This is a genomic window from Pseudogulbenkiania sp. FW507-F1 (assembly GCF_058781125.1).
The window spans coordinates 66,064-83,945 of the sequence record NZ_JBYSWM010000013.1 but is presented as its reverse complement, the minus strand read 5'-3'; the positions used below and the strand labels follow the sequence as shown (position 1 = coordinate 83,945).

Sequence of the window (17,882 nt, the reverse complement as noted above, 5' to 3'; positions counted from 1 at the left end):
AGCGGTCATGGGGTGGTGGAAATCGGCAGGGCAGGGCAGCGAAAAAAAACAGTTGCCCTCAAATCAGCGCTCTCGCTTGCTACTGCAAGCGCTGGAACCCAGATTGATGTTCGACGGTGCGGTTGCTGTCTCGCTGGCCGCTGCCGAGCCACATCCTGATGCGTCGCATACCGTCGTGGACAAAACGGTGGATGCAACCGCTCCCACCGATACCCGCGCCACCACGACGGAATCGCTCGCAGCGCCGGCGCCCGCCAACACCGCGAAGCAGGTGGTGTTCGTCGAATCCAACGTCGCCAATTACCAGACTCTGCTTTCTCAAATGCCCTCCGGCGCAGAGGTTGTGATACTCGATAGTAGCAAGGACGGTTTGGCCCAGATTGCCCAATGGGCCAGCCAGCACCAGGGCTACGCCGCCATCCATATTCTGTCCCACGGCGAATCCGCCGACCTCATGCTGGGCAGTCTGGAATTGACCCAGGGCAACATCGCCAGCCATCAGGCCGAACTGGCTACGATAGGCCAAGCCTTGCAGCCCGGTGGCGATATCCTGCTGTACGGCTGCGATATCGGCGCGGGCGGCAGCGGCGCGACTTTTGTCTCGACATTGTCCAGCTACACCCATGCCGACGTGGCGGCGTCCACCGATGCTACCGGCGCCGCCAGCCTGGGTGGCAACTGGACGCTGGAGCGCAGCTCTGGCCAGATCGATGTGGATGGCCTGCATCTTGACTATGATGGCTTGCTGGCGCGGCCGGTGACCGGTACCACCGATTTCACCATCTCGGATGGCAACACCTATAACCCATCAGGTAGTGTGGTGAATGCCGGCGACGTCCAAGGCTGGGACTTCACGCTGCAATTGGGATCGACCAACAACGGCAACCAGGTGATCATTATCGAGAAGCCCGGCTCGGTAACCACGGAAACAGTGGACGGCTACAGCGACGGCACCATCCCCATCTCCTATTTTGGCGTCAAGTCCAACGACAACAGCCGCTTCACTTTGAACTCCATCGGCGTGGTGCTCAACGGCTATGACTCCGGCACCTCTGGCGGCAATCTGCAACTGGTCGGCTATATCAACGGTGTGGCGGTCAGCGGGGCGACGCTGACTCTTAACGTCGGCGACGCGCTGCAAGGCAGCGGCACGCTGGTGACCTTTAATGTGTCCGGCAACAGCGCCTTCCAGGGCATCGATTCCTTCCGTGTGTTGGCGGCCAGCGGCCATAATGTGACGGGCATGATAGGCATAGGCGCCATCGACGCCATCAACTTCGGTTTTGCGCCGGTGCTGACCGCCAGCGGCGGCTCCAGCGCCTACAGCAGCGGCACCGGCACCGCTGTGACGGTGGATAGCGGCATCACCCTGTCCGATTCCGACAGCATTACCCAGGCCAGCGCCACGGTGTCCGTCACCGGCAACTTCCACAGCGGCGAGGACGTGCTGGCCTTTACCAACAACGGCAGCACCATGGGCAATATCACGGCCAGCTACAACAGCGGCACCGGGGTGTTGACGCTGACCTCCAGCGGCGCCACCGCGACGCTGGCGCAATGGCAGGCCGCCCTGCGCGCGGTAACTTACTCTGACAGCTCGCTATCGCCCAATACCACCTCCCGCACCATCAGCTTTGCCATCAATGACGGCGCGATCAACAGCAGCGCAGTGACCAAGACGGTGACGGTGGCGGCGGATTCCGCGCCGGTGATCGGCAACCTGAACGGCGACAACCCCACCTTTACAGAGAAGGGCGGGGCGGTGAAGCTGGATGCCAGTACTGCGGTCACAGTGACGGATAGCGACACCCCCAACTTCAACAGCGGCAACTTGACCGTGCACATCTCCGCCAATGGACAGAGCGGCGAGGACGTGCTGGGCATCGATACCAGCGGCACGGTGTCGCTTAGTAACGGCACCAGCGTGGGCAGCGTGGTGTCCGTGGGCGGCGTGTCCATCGGCGTGATCGCCACCAACGGCGATGGCGTTAGCGGTCATGACCTGATCGTGACGCTAAACAGCAACGGCACCCCGTCGCGGGTCGCCACGTTGGCGGCGGCGCTGACCTACAACAACACTAGTAGCGACCCCAGCACCGCCACCCGCACGGTGAATGTCAGTATCAACGATGGCCGTGGCGGCACCGGCTCCAGCAATGTGACGGTGGCGATGGCGGCGGTAAACGACGCACCTACCGGCAGCGCCACCGCCTCCAACCCCACCTTCACGATGGGCGGCTCCGCGGTGGCGGTGTTCAGCGGCGCCAGCATCAGCACCGTCGAATCCAGCCAGAGTGTGATCCTGCTGACGCTGACCGTGTCCGGTCTGCAAGACGGTAGCAGCGAAATTCTCTCCATCGACGGCAGCAATGTGGCGCTGACCAACGGCAACGCGCTTACTACCAGCGGCAACGGCCTGAGCGTTACCGTCTCTGTATCCAGCGGCACCGCCACTGTGTCCATCAGCAGCAGCGGCATATCCGCCAGCACCGCGGGCAGCGTGGTCAACGGCATCACTTATCGCGACAGCAGCGGCAGCCCCTCCATCGGCAACCGGGTGGTGACGCTGACCAGCGTCAAGGACAACGGTGGTACCAGCAACGGCGGCGTCGATACCACCACGCTAGCCGTAGCTTCCACCGTCAGCGTGGCGGTGGTGCCGGTGGTGACCACCAGCGGCGGCAGCGCGGCGTTCACCGCCGGCGACAACATCACCTCCACCCCGGTGGTGGTGGATAGTGGCCTGATGGTCACCGACAGCGCCAGCTCCACGCTGGCCAGCGCCACGGTGGCGATCACCGGCAACTTCCACAGTGGCGAGGATGTGCTGGCCTTCACCAACGATGGCAGCACCATGGGCAATATTGTCGCCAGCTACAACAGCGGCACCGGGGTGCTGACGCTGACCTCCAGCGGCGCTACCGCGACGCTGGCGCAATGGCAGGCGGCGCTGCGCGCTGTCACCTACACCGATACCGCAATCACGCCCAACAGCGCCACGCGCACCATCAGCTTCCAGGTCGACGACGGCAGCGCCAGCAGCAGCGTGGTCACGCGCACCGTCACGGTCACCCCGACCGACCAGACCCCGATCGTCAGCGCCAGCGGCGGCAGCGCGGCGTTCACCGCCGGCGACAACGCCCCCTCTACCCCGGTGACCGTCGATCCCGCTCTCACCGTCGCCGACCTCGACAACACCACGCTGGCCAGCGCCACGGTGGCGATCACCGGCAACTTCCAGAGCGGCGAGGACGTGCTGGCGTTCAGCAACACCAACAGCACCACCTACGGCAACATCGTGGGCAGCTACAACGCCGGCACCGGGGTGCTGACGCTGACCTCCAGTGGCGCCAGCGCCACGCTGGCGCAATGGCAGGCGGCGCTGCGTGCGATTACCTACACCGATACCGCAATCACGCCGAACAATGCCACGCGCACCGTCAGCTTCCAGGTCGACGACGGCAGCAAGAGCAGCGCCGCCGTCACGCGCACCGTGACCGTCACCCCGACCGATCAGACCCCGATCGCCACCACCAGCGGCGGCAGCGCGGCGTTCACCGCCGGCGACAACGTCGCCTCGACCCCGGTGACCGTCGATCCCGCTTTCACCGTCGCCGACCTCGACAACACCACGCTGGTCAGCGCCACGGTGGCGATCACCGGCAACTTCCAGAGCGACGAGGACGTGCTGGCGTTCAGCAACACCAACAGCAGTACCTATGGCAACATCGTGGGCAGCTACAACGTCGGCACCGGAGTGCTGACGCTGACCTCGAGCGGTGCCACCGCGACGCTGGCGCAATGGCAGGCGGCGCTACGTGCGATCACCTACACCGATACGGCGATCACGCCCAGCAGCGCCACGCGCACCGTCAGCTTCCAGGTCGACGACGGCAGCAAGAGCAGCGCGACGGTGACCCGCACCATCACGGTCACCCAGACTGACCAGACCCCGATCGCGACGACCTCCAGTGGCTCCGGTACTTATGTAATCGGCAGCACGCCGGCCCCGGTGGCGGTGGACGGCGGCCTGACGGTGTCGGATCTGGATAACACGACCTTGTCTAGCGCCCACGTGGCGATCACCGGCAACTTCCAGAGCAGCGAGGACGTGCTGGCGTTCAGCAACACCGACAGCAGCACCTACGGCAACATCGTGGGTAGCTACAACGCCGGCACCGGGGTCTTGACGCTGACCTCCAGCGGTGCCACCGCCACGCTGGCGGAATGGCAGGCGGCCTTGCGCGCGGTAACCTATTCGGACTCCTCGGCATCACCGAACACCAGCACCCGCGTGATCAGCATCTCCATCAACGATGGTGCCAAGGACAGCGCGGTAGTGTCCCGCAATGTGATCATGCAGTTGCCGGCTCCAACGGTGAGCGGCTTGAGCCCAGGCACCGATACCGGCAGTAACAACCATGACGGAGTGACCAGCGACAGCACGCCCACCATCGTTGGCACCGCCATCGCCAATAGCGATATCACCATCTATGTGGATGGTGTCAGCGTTGGTGTGACCACGGCGGATGGCACTGGGGCTTGGAGTTTTGGCCTGCTCACTACACTGAGTGACGGCCCACATGCGATTACCGCAATGGCCAGCAGTGGTGCGGTCAACAGCGGAGTGTCCACGGCCTATGGTGTCTCCATTGACACCGGTGCGCCCAGCGTACCCAGCGGCCTCGGCCTGAGTTCGGCCACCGACACCGGCAGCAGCAGCTCAGACGGTGTCACCGGCAACAACCAGCCGACACTCACCGGCACGGCCGAGGCCAACAGCGCGGTGACGGTGTACGTGGATGGCGTGGCCGTCGGTACCGCCATGGCCGACGGTAGCGGGGCATGGAGTTACAGCCTGACCAGTGCGCTGAGCGACGGGAGCCACAGTATTCGCGCTACGTCGACCGACCTGGCTGGCAATGCCAGCACGCAATCGTCGGCTTACGCCATAACCGTGGATACCGTGGCGCCACAGGTTGCGTCGATTACCCCCTTGGATACGCTTTCCACCAGCGCCAGCAGCGTCAGCTACGACGTGGTGTTCTCCGAGCCAATTACGGGGCTCGACGCTGGTGCGATCAGCATCGTGACCAGTGGCAGTGCCCATGGCTCAGTTGCTGCCATTACCAAATTGAGCGAAAGCCACTATCTGGTGCAATTGTCTGGCGTGGGAGGTGATGGTTCGTTGGCAATCGCCGTGCGTGCCGGTGGGGTGACCGATATGGCGGGTAATGCGATTCAGCAGCAGGTAGTGGCTACGGCATATCAAGTCTTGACACCCGTCATACAGCCCCCTGTTACCGTCACTCCGGAAATTGTGGCGGCTCCGAGCAGCGAAAGTCCCATCATAGAGATTGCGCCGATTACGCCCAATATCGTGTTGGAGGCAGTTGCGTCGAGCAGTAGTAATACCATTGCGATGTTTGCAAGCGACATCTTCTCCGTTGCCAATGAGGTGCGCAGTATTGTGCCTCCGCTGCAGCTAGCCTTTGGGCAAGATCATTTCAGCAGCGTTGCTCCCAATCGCTTGCCGACTGGGCAAATGCCCCCGCCGGGGACGAGTGATAACGGCTTTGCCTTGCCGTTCGTCAGCCGTTTGACCCTTGCACAGGGCGCTCCTCTGCAGGTCTTGCCCGATCTGGGGGTTAGGTCGTTGATCGTAGGACAGACCTTCAGCTTTGGTTTGCCTCCGGGAACGGTACTAACTCGTAACCCCGATGTCGTTCTCAGTATTAGTGCAAGGCAGAGCAATGGCCAGCCGTTGCCTTCTTGGATTCGGTTTGACCCCAAGACAGGGCGCTTCAGCGGCACGGTGCCGGCAGGTTGGAATAAGTCCGTGTCGCTAGAGGTGACAGTGCAGGACCAAGACGGTCATCGTGGTGTGACACATATACAGATCAAAGCCGACGGGCAAGCCGCTGTACCGGCAGAAGGGGAAGAGGCATCGCCAGCGTCCGGCAAGTCCTCTCTCAATGAACAGTTCCTGCAGCATGGCAAAAGCGCTTTCGAGCAACAACTGGCGCAATGGTTGCAGCCGGACAACGTGGTTTGAATCGGGTTGCCGGGCGACTCATTGCGGGTCTCGCCAGAGACAATATTTCAGTAGCACAAGGGGACAGGGATGAGAAAACAACATAAACAGAGGGAATCGGCTGGTCGTTATCGCTTGCTTGCCGCATTGACGGTGCTGGCCTTGACAGGATGTGCAGTCACTCCCAAACCACTGAGCTTGGGAGAGAGGCAGGCGACGCTGGCGGCTGATCGCCAGGCGATGTTCAGGACCCAGGAGGCGTTGAATGGGCCTGTCACCCTGCAGGAGGCCATGGCGCGCGCGCTGAAGTACAACCTGGATTACCGCGTGAAGCTGATGGAAGAGGCGATGGCGCAACGGCAGCTGGACTTGTCCAGCCTCGATATGCTGCCCAAGCTGGCATTGGCAGCGGGGTATACCGCACGGGACAAGGACAATGCGTCGTCCTCGCAGAACGTGGCGACGGGTGAGCAATCCCTGGTGCCGTCCATTTCCACCGAAAAGCAGACGCGTACCGCAGACCTGAACTTGAGCTGGAATGTGCTGGACTTTGGGGTCAGTTATTACACGGCCCAACAGCAATCGGATCGCGTGCTGATCTTGCAGCAGCGCAAGCGCAAGGTGGCGCAGCAACTGATGCAACAGGTGCGCGAAGCGTGGTGGCAAGCGGTTGGAGCACAGCAGCTGGAAGGCCGTATCGACTCCCTGCTGAAAGAGGCCAATAAGGCACTGGAGGATGCGCGTCAGGTAGAGCAGCAAAAATTGCGTTCACCGCTGGAGGCGCTGACTTACCGCCGTCAGCTGCTGGATGTGATTCGTCAAATGGGGATGATCCGCAATACCTTGTCCCAGGCCAAACCCAGGCTGGCTGCCATCATGAATGTGCAACCAGGTGCGGATTTCGAAGTAGCGGTGCCTTCGGACATGCCAATACCGACTCTGGCGTTGACGCTGGATAAGATGGAGGAGATGGCCCTGCTCAATCGGCCCGAGGTCAACGAGGCACGTTACAACGAGCGTATCGGCGTACTAGAAACTCGGAAGGCCATCGCCAAACTTTTGCCGGGGCTGGAGTTCAGCGTCGGCCATCATTACGACAGCAATAAATTCCTGGTCAACAACTCGTGGAGCGACGCCGGTCTGCGCATCAGCTGGAATCTGCTCAACTTGTTCAGTGCCGGTCCCATCACGCGATCGGCCGAAGCGCAGCTGGAAGTGGCGAAGGCGCAGCACATGGCGTTGAACATGGCGGTGTTGACCCAGGTACATGTTGGCTACCTCGACCTTCAGGGGCGTACTCGCCAATTCGCGTTGGAAAAAGAGCTGAACGATGTCGAGTTGCGTATCTATGAGCAAAACCGCAACGCGACAGCCAGTGGTGCACAAGGCCGGCTGCCGGCGATTCTGGCCGATGCCAATGCCGTGTTCTCGTCGTTGCGGTTGTATCAGAGTTATGGCGACTTGCAGAATGCTTATGGTCTGATGGGGGCGAGCCTGGGTCTGGATCCTCTTCCCAACAGCACTGCCGGATATGATTTGCCAACCCTGGCCGCTGCGTTCAAAGGGGCGGAAATCCACTGGAAGAGCACGGTATCGGGAGACCCGTCATGAGCCGTTGCCTGATCATAGGGATTTCTCTGTTGGCGGGCGCAGGGGCCATGGCAGCCGCATTGCCAGCCAAGCCGCTGCCCGCCGCTGCGGTCACCAATGCCAGCGATGGTCGTATCCGAGTGCAGTTGATGGCCCGCAATGCTGTGACCCTGTCGGGTGAAGTCGCAGCCAGAATTGCGGCCTTGCCGGTATCGGAAGGGGGAAGTTTCAAGCGCGGCCAAACCTTGGTCGAGTTCGACTGCAGCAGCTATCGGGCTCAGTTGAATAAGGCCCAGGCTTCGTTGGAGGCCGCCAACCAGTTGGCCAAGGTCAACAATCAACTGGCAAAACTCAACTCCATCGGGGTGATGGAGGTGACACAGGCCGAGGGCAAAGCAAAAGAGGCGGCGGCCGATACCCGTTATATGCAGACCGTTGTCGGCAAATGCGTGATCAGTGCGCCGTTCAATGGCCGGGTGGCGAGGCGTGTCGCTGCCGTCCATCAATATGTCAGTCCGGGCAACCCCGTGCTGGATATTGTCGACTCCGGACCGTTGGAGTTGCGCATGCTGGTGCCGTCCAAATGGTTGAGTACGTTGAAATCCGGCAGCCGTTTCACTGTGGCTGTCGATGAGCTGGGAACGAGCTTCCCGGCCAAGATAGAACGTCTCGGCGCGCAGATCGATCCCGTCAGCCAGTCCATTCTGGCGGTGGGTGTGATCGACAGCAATGCGGGCAATCTGTTGCCGGGCATGAGCGGCTGGGCCAGCTTCAAATAGGGTGGGCATGGGGCACGCAGACAAAAGTCGAGAACTGGCCAGCCTGTTGCAGCTGCTGCACCGTGCGCGGGAAGCGGTCAACGTTGCGCAACTGGGTTTCATCGTCGTCAACGAAAGTCAGCAATTGCTGTCCTATCGGCAAGCAGCCTTGTGGCGCGAAGGCGTGCACCGCCATGTGGGTGCCTTGTCGGGACTGGCTGAACTGGACCCTACGGCCCCCTACATGCAGTGGTTGGGAGGGGTCTTCCGGCATGTGGCGACAGTCGTGGACTCCCGGTCCAGCCAGGTTGTGTCCGCGGACGATCTGCCGGAAAGGCTGGCCGCCGAATGGTCCTTGTGGTTTCCCGAGCATGCGCTGTGGCTACGTCTGCGAGGGCAGGGGGCACTGTTGCTGGCCAGAGAGTCGGCCTGGAGCGAGTATGAGGTAAAGCTGGCTGAAGAGCTGGCGCATGGCTATGGTCATGCTCTGTCTCTCTTCTTGCCGCGACGTAACTGGCGTGAAGAGGCCATGCAGTGGCTGCGGCCCGGCTCTCGGCAACGCAAGTTGTTGCTGGTGGCTTTGTTGATTGTTTGCCTGCCGATACGTCTGACCGTATTGGCGCGGGCGGAAGTGGTACCGCAAAAGCCGCTGCTATTGCGCGCGCCCATCGCGGGAGTGATTGACCATATCGCAGTGGAACCCAATCAGCGTGTAACCCAGGGGGCGCCGTTATTCGACCTGGACGCCACTGCGCTGTCGGGCCAGTACGCCATGGCTGCGCGCGAACGCGATGCCGCACAGGAGAGTTTCCGGGCCAGTGCCCAGTTGGCGGTGACCGACGACAAGGGCAAGTTGGCGATGGCGCAGGATCGCGCCAAGCTGGAGGAGAAGAGCATTGCCGCCGATTACACCGGGCGCGAACTGCAGCGTCTGCATGTGACCGCGCCGGCAGCCGGAGTGGTGGTGTTTTCCGACCGCAACGACTGGCAGGGCAAAGCCGTCGCGGTGGGGGAGAAGGTGATGACCTTGGCCGATCCGACCATGGTCGAGTTGGCCGCCTGGTTGCCGGCCGCCGAGGCGATTGATGTAGCCCCCGGCGCCAAGGTGACGTTGTATCCCAATGCCTCGCCGATCGAATCCTACGATGCCGAAATCATCCGTGTCGCTTACAAGGCCGAGGCGGTAGAAGGAGGGCTGTTGGCCTACCGCTTGCAGGCGCGCTTCGTGAGCGGTGACAAGCCACGGCTTGGTCAGATGGGTACTGCCCGGGTGTATGGCGACTGGGTCCCGTTGATCTACTACGCGCTGCGTCGCCCGCTAACGGCGGCACGTCAGTGGCTGGGGTGGTAGATGCCAGCCCGTACTTTGCCCCCATTGCGGCAGGAGTTGACCTTGCATGCCGGCTCGCTGCAAGCGGACGGTTCCCCTAGCTGGGTCCTGCACGATCCTTGTGCCAATCGCTTCTATCAGTTGGGCTGGGCCAGCTTTGAGGTATTGTCACGCTGGTCCCTCGGGTCGGTGGACGTGATCGTGGCGGCGGTCAATGCCGAGACATCGCTGCAGTTGGTCCCGGATGACGTCGAGGCGGTGATCAGCTTTCTATCGCGGCATCAGCTGTTGATGGCGGTCTCTGCCGAGCAGAGCCACTGGTTGTGGCAGATGCATGAGGCCAATCGTCCAAGCCGTGCCATGTGGCTGCTGAAAAACTACCTGTTCTTCCGTGTTCCGCTGGTTCGGCCAGAAACTCTGCTCAACCGCCTGCTGCCGTGGTGTGGCTGGCTGTTCCAGACCCGGTTCTGGTGGGCCATGGCGGGAGTGCTGATCTTTGCCTTGGCCATGGTGTCGCGGCGTTGGGATGAATTCACCCACACGTTTTCCGCTTATGGCGGCGTCAGTGCCGCCATCGGCATCGGCCTGTCGTTGAGTTTGGCCAAAGTGCTGCATGAAATGGGGCATGCGCTGACCGCACGGCATTTTGGCTGCCGGGTGCCGGCAATGGGAGTGGCGTTCCTGGTGATGGTGCCCGTGCTGTACACCGATACCAACGATGCCTGGAAATTGCCGTCCCGCAGGCAACGGCTGTTGATCGGTGGGGCCGGGATGCTGGCGGAACTGCTGCTGGCGATCATCGCGACTTTGCTCTGGTATTTTTTGTCGGATGGTCCCTTGCGGGCCGGAGCATTCTTGCTGGCGTCCACGACTTGGCTCGCGACACTTGCCGTGAATGCCAGCCCGTTCATGCGTTTTGACGGCTATTTCCTGCTATCCGACTACCTGGGGCTGCCCAATCTGCATTCCCGGGCCTTTGCCTTGGCCCGCTGGCAGTTGCATCGCTGGGTCCTGGGGTTGGATGGCCCGGAGCCGGAGTATTTTCCGCAGGATCGACGGCGTGGCTTGATTCTGTTCGCCTGGGCCACCTGGTTGTATCGCCTGGTGCTGTTCCTGTCGATTGCCTTTCTGGTCTACCACTTGTTCTTCAAGGCTCTGGGCTTGCTGCTGCTGGCCGTCGAACTGGGCTGGTTCATCATCCGGCCGATCGTTGGTGAGTTGCTGATCTGGTGGCGGCGGCGTGCGGAACTGCACTGGCAGCAGGCGACCCGGCGTAGCGCGGCGCTGTTCGGCATGCTGCTGTTGCTGTTGGTGCTGCCCTGGCAGTCCGATGTATCCAGCCCGGCGGTCTTGGGAGCATCGCAATCTCAGGGCTTGTATGCGCCGGCCGCGGCGGAGGTAGATAAGGTGTGGGTGCGGGAGGGGCAAGCCGTCAAGGCCGGGCAGTTGCTGGCCCACTTGCGCTCACCTGTCCTGGCGGCACAGTTGGACTTGGCCGAAGCGCGTGAACGTGCCTTGGCCTGGCAGGCGTCGCAGCAGCCGTTCGACACCGAGCTGCAGCAACAAGGGCCGGCTTTGCAAAAGCAATGGCAGGTGGCGCAAGAGCAGGTCAAGAGTTTGCGTCAGCAGATGGTCCGGTTGGCTCTGGTCGCCCCATTTGCCGGCAGAGTGGTGGATAGCAGCGAGGCGTTACAGGTCGGGACCATGATTGCCGAAGGTGAACGCTTGCTGGACGTCGTCGGTCCTCATGGCGTCAAGGGCGAGGCCTTTGTCGATGAAGCGGCGCTGGCGGGTTTACGACAGGGGCAGGTGGCCAAATTCGTCGCCGATGGCGGTGAGCATTGGGCCGTGTCCTGCCGTTTGGGGCCGATCGACCGTCTCAACCTGACTGTACTGGATCAGCCCTTGCTTGCCTCCAGTTACGGCGGACCGATTCCGACCGAGTTACGAGAGCATGGCCTTGCGCTATTGTCGACAACCTTCCGGGTGCGTTTGGAGCATTGCGACGGCCAAGCACCTCCGTTGAGGGAAATGGCCGGTGTGGCACGCTTGCAAGGTGAACGTCACAGCATGTTGGGCCGCATGATTCGTTATCTGCTGGCTGCGGTGCAGCGTGAGGCTGGATTGTAGCGCTAGGCAGGAAGGCCGCAGAGCTATGGCGAAGCGTGGCGGTGTTGCGTGGGCTGGTTGTCAGGGCCAATCGGAAGAGGGCTGGCGTGCGACTGTCAGGTTGACGATGCCCGGAATGCCCGGTTTTCTGCAATGGGATTGAACTAGAAAAGGAGCGGGCAGTGACGACTATCTTGAACTCATCTTCACTGGCGCAGGGACTGACGCTGCGGCCGGCCAGACAAAGCGATGCCGCCTTCATAGCGCAGTTGTATCGCAACGCACGACCCGATCTGCAATTGATCGATGGTGAAGACGACCTGATCCGGACCGTACAGGAGCAGCAGTACCAGGTATTACTTCAAGGGGCGGGCAACAACTATCCCAATGCGATGCATTTCATCATTGAAAAGACGCTTTCCCGGATCGGCGTGGTGATGGTGGATTTTGGCCATAACGAGATCCGCATCATCTTTCTGACTCTGTTGCCCGACGTACGTGGTCTGGGGTATGGGAAACAGGTGCTGACGGGTTTGCAGCAAGCGGCCAGAGAGGTACGCGCTCCTCTGGCCGTGGTGGTATGGCACAGCAATGTTCAGGCTCGGCGGCTCTATCAACAGCTCGGTTTTGTCCTGGAAGAGGCGGGGGATATCGCCGACAAGCTCGTGTGGTACCCCGATGCAGGCTTCTCGCAAGACCGCGCAGGGGGGGCTGTTCAGTTGAATGGCAGCTGGAAGTAGGCCAGAGACGGATCGCGTCCGGCCGGGATCACCCGGCCGATCCAGACCAAATCCAGCTGGCGTGTTTCAACAGTGCCATGCCTTGGCAGGGTGAGGCGGCCGACCGCATCGACCACAGTGGTGTTTGGAGAGGCCGCCAGTTCGACGACGAAAGGTGTACGGCGCGAAGTCGCACTGGGTGTTTGAGCTTGGGGTCTCAGTTTGACGGCCTGGATCTGCAATGTCAGTTCCGGGTGGTGTTCGCTCTGGAAGGAGCAGTATTGGCCGACCAGACCAATGAAGTCGTCGGCGCATAAGGTTGCCAGCATGACGGTATCTTTCAGTTCAAAACAGCGGGCATGGCGCGTGCTGCCTTCTGCCCGCTGTTGGCGTGTTGTCGTGGGTTCAGGGACGGACCGGATAGAGTCCGTTGATAGCAATACAGAAATTGAGCGCGAGGAAGGGGTTGAGCACGCTCACCGGTGAGTTGCCGCCGGTAAGGTCGGTGTTACCTGTCGCGGAAAGCCCCTGAACGCTGACGGGATTGTTCAGGGCGGAGGACCAGATATTTGCCAGACCCGTACCGCCGCCGGAGGCACCCAAGTAGGGGTTGGAGGCACTAGGCGTACTGGCCGGCGTGGCTGGCGTCGGTGTGCCGGCGGCGTGGAAGGCCACGGCCATCGAGGTGGCAGTGTGGGAGTGAGCAGGCAGATTGGCGACGCTCAGCGCGACATTCTGGGTGCCGCCGAACTGGCCAGGATTATAGGCGGGCAGGTTGTAGGTTGGCTGGGCGGGTCCGGTGCCGATGGGCATGCGGCCAGTCAGGTTGGGTAGCTTGAAATTTTGCGAAGCAGTGCCGCCGTAGAGGGTGCCTAGCAAGGAGTACAGTGCTTCGTATTGCGAGACCTGATAGGTTTGGCCTTGGCATAGCGCCCAGTCTTGGGGTGCGTAGTTGAAGCCGAAGACCGTGATCGTGCCCATGTATGCATCCATGCTTTTCCTCCTGTAGATTGCCCTGGCGGCGGCCTCCCCCTAAGGAGGGCTCTCCGTATAATCGAATTGATTATGCTATTTGTTTAACATAATAATAAATTTATGCAATATAAATTTATGTATTTGTTGTATTTGTTGGGCGCTTGAACGGAGTTAGTCGGCATCTGGCGCGCAGAGGCATTGCATGGCGCTTGTCTTGCGGCAGGAAGCTGTTCCCTGGCGCGCTATGAAAACCAGGCCGGCTTGTGCTAGGTTTTATCGATTCGACATGTCACCCGCTGATCTTTGTCAGGGAGTGCGATGTCGCTGTCTGTGACGACGATAACCCGCACTGGAACTCACGATGCCAGAAGCCCATTCCCCCACCGAAAAACGGGTACGCCATTTCCGCCAGATTCTGGTGTGGCCGCTGCAATTGATGCCGATCCATGCGGGTAGCCAGATCCAGAAGCACTGGGAGCTGTTGCAGCAAAGCGGAGCCGACAACCCCTGGCACGAGATCGACGACGTTTTCCCTGACGATCCGGCGCGGTTTCATGCCCAGCAGTACCACGAGTTCATCACCTTTCTGCCGCATGTCCAGCGCTTTCTGTACGGCGAGAGTCGCACCGCGCGCCAAGGCCGCGTCGCTGGTGCCTCGCCGATGCGGGTGTTCCGTCGCCGTGACATCGCTGCGGTGCGGCTTGTGCCGGAGCCGGGTAGCGCACCGTTGACGTTGCAGGTGGCGCGGGTCGATCTGCATTTTTTCTTCGACATCGATGTGGTGCAACTGGTGGTCGAGGTGGCAGGCGACGACCTGACGTTGTTCCAGGCGCAGGACACGCTGTACCGGTTCGGCCGGGCTTATCCGGCCGGCTGGGACGAATCAGGGCAGGGTATGCACTGTCTGCACCGCGTAGAGTGGCTGGGGGCGGATGGCGGCACGCTGGCGGCGTCCGACTTCGAGAAGCGCGACAAGTACCTGTCCTTTGTCGGTCGCCATCGGGCGCCGTGCATCGCGGCGCATTGGGATTTTCTGCTGCGGCCGCTGGTGCTGGACCATGCCGACGAACCCGGCCTGATCCGTTACCGCCAGCTCGAGTATTACCGCATGCCGGTGATCGCCTACCTGGCGCTGGACGATCCTCGCGCCTTGTCGCGCAGCGACTTCATCCGCCTAGGGTTGCTCACCGCGGCCAGTGAGCAGTCGGGCTTGCCGTACGCCGACCGGCACGTTGCCGACTTCGAGCAGCGCTATTGCTACGACCGTTATTGGGGGGACCGGGTCGACGGTCCGCCGACGCGGTTTTTGTGCTGTGGCCATGCCCTGGTGATGGTCGGCGATGCGGCCTCGCCGGTGTTTACCGGCGCGGAGACCGGGCTGTTGGCGCAGTTCCGGCACCAGTATTTCCTGCTGTTTCTGATCGCGCATTTCCAGAAGGCGAGCCTGCTGATGTTTTCGGACCGGCTGGTCGAGGCGCTCAACCGGCTCGACATCCATCACGCGGAATCGGTCAAGGAATTCAAGCGGGTGATCCGCCAGCTGTTCGAGATTTTCCTGCGCTTTACCCACCGCTACTGGTTCCACGAGCTGTCGGACCTGGCGCAATCGAGAGCCTTGTTCCGCATGTGTACCGACCATCTCGGCACCGCCGCCTTGTTCGACGAGGTGCGCGACGAAATCCGCGAGATGAGCGAATACCTCGACAGCGACAGTCTGCGCCGCCAGGCCAATACCGTGGTGCGGCTGACCATCGTCACAACCTTCGGCCTGATCGGTTCGATCACCACCGGTTTTCTCGGCATGAACCTGCTGGCCGCAGCGGACAGTCCGTTTCCGCTCAGGGTGTGGTATTTCCTGCTGACGCTGATTCCGACCACCTGGCTGACGCTCTATACCGTGGTGAAGTCGAAACGCCTGTCGGACTTCCTCGAGGCGCTGTCGGACGAGCGCCTGCCGCGCCGGGCAAAGCTGGGAGCGCTGATCGCGGTCTGGCGTCACAAAAAGGCGGCGGGGTGAGCCGTGAGCGTGGTGAGCCTGGCGCCGTGTCCTTGCCTGGCGCCATTTTCTGACGTTTGCCGTCGCGATTTGCCTGCCCGGCGGCGTTCTATCGCGGCGGCGGCGTGGTAAACTCTGTGGGATTTCGTTTTTATCCCCTGCAGCGTCGACCGGCCTCCTGCACAGACCCGGTGACGTTGCCGCAATCGGCAATACTCATGGAGCCCCTGATGACCACTTCGATCTTCGCCGCCGTGGAAATGGCGCCGCGCGACCCCATTCTCGGCCTGAACGAAGCCTTCAACGCTGACACCCGTGCCACCAAGGTAAACCTGGGCGTGGGCGTGTACTACGACGACAACGGCAAGATTCCGCTTCTGGCCGCCGTCAAGGCCGCCGAGAAGGCCCGCCTGGAAGCCATGCCGCCGCGCGGCTACCAGCCGATCGAAGGTCCGGCCGCTTACGCCCAGGCCGTGCAGAACCTGCTGTTCGGCGCCGGCAGCGAGCTGGCCGAGAGCGGCCGCGTGGTGACCGCCGAAGCGCTGGGCGGTACCGGTGCCCTGAAGATCGGTGCCGACTTCCTGAAGCGCCTGAACGCGTCGTCCAAGGTCTACATCAGCGACCCGAGCTGGGAAAACCACCGTGCGCTGTTCGAGTCCGCCGGTTTCGTGGTGGAAAACTACCCGTACTACGACGCGGCCACCCGTGGCGTGAACTTCGCCGCGATGAAGGAGTTCCTGCTGGGTCTGGACGCGGGCTCCGTGATCGTGCTGCACGCCTGCTGCCACAACCCGACCGGCGCCGACATGAGCGACGCGCAGTGGGCTGAGGTGGTGGAAGCCTGCCGTGCCCGCGGCCTGGTGCCGTTCCTCGACATGGCCTACCAGGGTTTTGCCGACGGTATCGACGCCGACGCCGTGGCGGTACGCCTGTTCTCGGCTTCCGGCCTGCAGTTCTTCGTGTCGAGCTCGTTCTCCAAGAGCTTCTCGCTGTACGGCGAGCGCGTCGGCGCGCTGTCGATCGTGACCGCGTCCAAGGAAGAAGCCGGCCGCGTGATGTCGCAGCTCAAGCGCGTGATCCGCACCAACTACTCCAACCCGCCGATCCACGGCGGCGCCATCGTGGCGGCCGTGCTGTCCAGCCCGGAACTGCGTCAGCAGTGGGAAGACGAACTGGCCGGCATGCGCGACCGCATCCGCGCCATGCGCTCGAGCCTGGTCGAGAAGCTGCAGGCCAAGGGCGTGGCCCAGGACTTCTCGTTCGTGATCAAGCAGCGCGGCATGTTCTCCTATACCGGCCTGACCGTGGAGCAGGTTGAGCGTCTGAAGAACGAGTTCGGCATCTACGCCGTTTCCACCGGTCGTATCTGCCTGGCCGCGCTCAACAGCAAGAACATCGACTACGTGGCCGATGCCATCGCGGCGGTGGTCAAGGGCTGATTTGGTCAGTCGCCGTTTCAGAGAAGCCCGGCCGGAGCGATCCCGCCGGGTTTTTTTGTGGCCGGCCTCAAGGTTGGCCGAAGATTCGCCGCGCGCGCCGCGCCAAAAAGCGCGATAATCGCGCTCCTTTCCATCCAACCACGAAGCCCCTGCCATGAGCGATACCGTCCGCCTGTCCAAACGCATGACCGAACTGGGCCTGTGCTCGCGCCGCGAGGCCGACGAATTCATCGAGATGGGGCTGGTCAAGGTCGACGGTGTGGTGGTGAATGTATTGGGCAGCCGGGTGCGCCCGGAGCAGGCCATCGAGCTGACGCGCCAGGCGATGGCGCTGCAGGCCGAGCGCGTCACCTTCCTGCTCAACAAGCCGGTGGGCTACGGCTCCGGTCCGTCGGAGGCCGGCGAGCGCCCGGCGTGGCAGTTGATCAAGCCGGAGACCCGTTCGCCCAGGGACCGTTCCGGCTATACCTTCCTGAAGAAACATCTCAATTACCTGGCGCCGGCGGGCAAGCTCGACGTCGATTCGTCCGGCCTCTTGGTGCTGACCCAGGATGGCCGCATTGCGCGAGCGCTGATGGCCAAGGCAGCCGACTTCGAACAGGAGTTCCTGGTGTGGGTCGAGGGTGAGGTCAGCGATGCCATGCTCGAGCAGCTGCGCCATGGCCTGAGCCTGGACGGCGAAGCGCTCAAGCCGGTCAAGGTCAGCCGCCAGAGCGATAGCCAGCTGCGCTTCGTGTTGCGCGACCCGGTGCGGCGCCAGATCCGCCGCATGGCCGAGCTGGTCGGCCTGCGCGTGACGGCGGTGAAGCGCATCCGCATCGGCCGCATCGCGCTGGGCGATCTGGAGCAGGGGCAGTGGCGCTACCTGACCGAGCACGAACGGTTCTGACGCACACCGCTCGGGGCTGCGGGTCGTGGCGAGCCGCTACCCG

11 protein-coding genes are annotated in these 17,882 nt (G+C 62.2%); 9 read left to right on the top strand and 2 right to left on the bottom strand.

Annotation, left to right across the window (positions count from 1 at the left end; genetic code table 11):
• Nucleotides 1-187 precede the first annotated feature (187 nt).
• The 6 genes from AC3WG5_RS10610 to AC3WG5_RS10585 all read left to right on the top strand — a co-directional run bounded on the left by AC3WG5_RS10610 (nt 188) and on the right by AC3WG5_RS10585 (nt 12,561).
• Nucleotides 188-6,055, top strand: coding sequence for a DUF4347 domain-containing protein (locus AC3WG5_RS10610; protein WP_492568641.1), 5,868 nt, complete (start codon nt 188-190; stop codon nt 6,053-6,055).
• Nucleotides 6,056-6,124: 69 nt separating this feature from the next.
• Nucleotides 6,125-7,645: a TolC family protein gene (locus tag AC3WG5_RS10605; protein ID WP_492568640.1), complete on the top strand. Its 1,521-nt coding sequence runs from the start codon at nt 6,125-6,127 to the stop codon at nt 7,643-7,645.
• Entirely contained in the window at nt 7,642-8,403 is a 762-nt protein-coding gene (locus AC3WG5_RS10600; RefSeq protein ID WP_492568639.1) for an efflux RND transporter periplasmic adaptor subunit, read from the top strand. The genes AC3WG5_RS10605 and AC3WG5_RS10600 overlap by 4 nt, the downstream gene beginning before the upstream one ends.
• Before the next feature lie 46 nt (nt 8,404-8,449).
• Entirely contained in the window at nt 8,450-9,733 is a 1,284-nt protein-coding gene (locus AC3WG5_RS10595; protein WP_492568638.1) for an efflux RND transporter periplasmic adaptor subunit, read from the top strand.
• Entirely contained in the window at nt 9,734-11,842 is a 2,109-nt protein-coding gene (locus tag AC3WG5_RS10590; protein ID WP_492568637.1) for an efflux RND transporter periplasmic adaptor subunit, read from the top strand.
• 161 nt (nt 11,843-12,003) lie between these two features.
• Complete coding sequence (locus AC3WG5_RS10585) at nt 12,004-12,561, top strand: GNAT family N-acetyltransferase (RefSeq protein WP_492568636.1); 558 nt, start codon at nt 12,004-12,006, stop codon at nt 12,559-12,561.
• On the opposite strand, the gene AC3WG5_RS10580 is transcribed toward AC3WG5_RS10585, so the two are convergent.
• The gene (locus tag AC3WG5_RS10580; RefSeq protein WP_492568635.1) at nt 12,537-12,869 is read right to left on the bottom strand and encodes a hypothetical protein; all 333 of its coding nucleotides are present in this window, start codon (nt 12,867-12,869) and stop codon (nt 12,537-12,539) included. The genes AC3WG5_RS10585 and AC3WG5_RS10580 overlap by 25 nt on opposite strands.
• 76 nt (nt 12,870-12,945) lie before the next feature.
• Nucleotides 12,946-13,533, bottom strand: a complete 588-nt coding sequence (locus AC3WG5_RS10575) for a phage tail protein (RefSeq protein WP_492568634.1) — start codon at nt 13,531-13,533, stop codon at nt 12,946-12,948.
• 343 nt (nt 13,534-13,876) lie between these two features.
• On the opposite strand from AC3WG5_RS10575, the gene AC3WG5_RS10570 reads away from it, so the two are divergent.
• From AC3WG5_RS10570 to AC3WG5_RS10560, 3 genes are all read left to right on the top strand, one after another.
• Nucleotides 13,877-15,532, top strand: a complete 1,656-nt coding sequence (locus AC3WG5_RS10570; RefSeq protein WP_492568633.1) for a hypothetical protein — start codon at nt 13,877-13,879, stop codon at nt 15,530-15,532.
• Between the two features lie 209 nt (nt 15,533-15,741).
• The gene (locus AC3WG5_RS10565; protein WP_014087686.1) at nt 15,742-16,950 is read left to right on the top strand and encodes an amino acid aminotransferase; all 1,209 of its coding nucleotides are present in this window, start codon (nt 15,742-15,744) and stop codon (nt 16,948-16,950) included.
• A gap of 154 nt (nt 16,951-17,104) precedes the next feature.
• Nucleotides 17,105-17,839 (top strand): pseudouridine synthase, encoded by a 735-nt coding sequence (locus AC3WG5_RS10560; RefSeq protein ID WP_482581057.1) that lies wholly within the window; start codon nt 17,105-17,107, stop codon nt 17,837-17,839.
• The last annotated feature ends 43 nt before the right edge of the window (nt 17,840-17,882 follow it).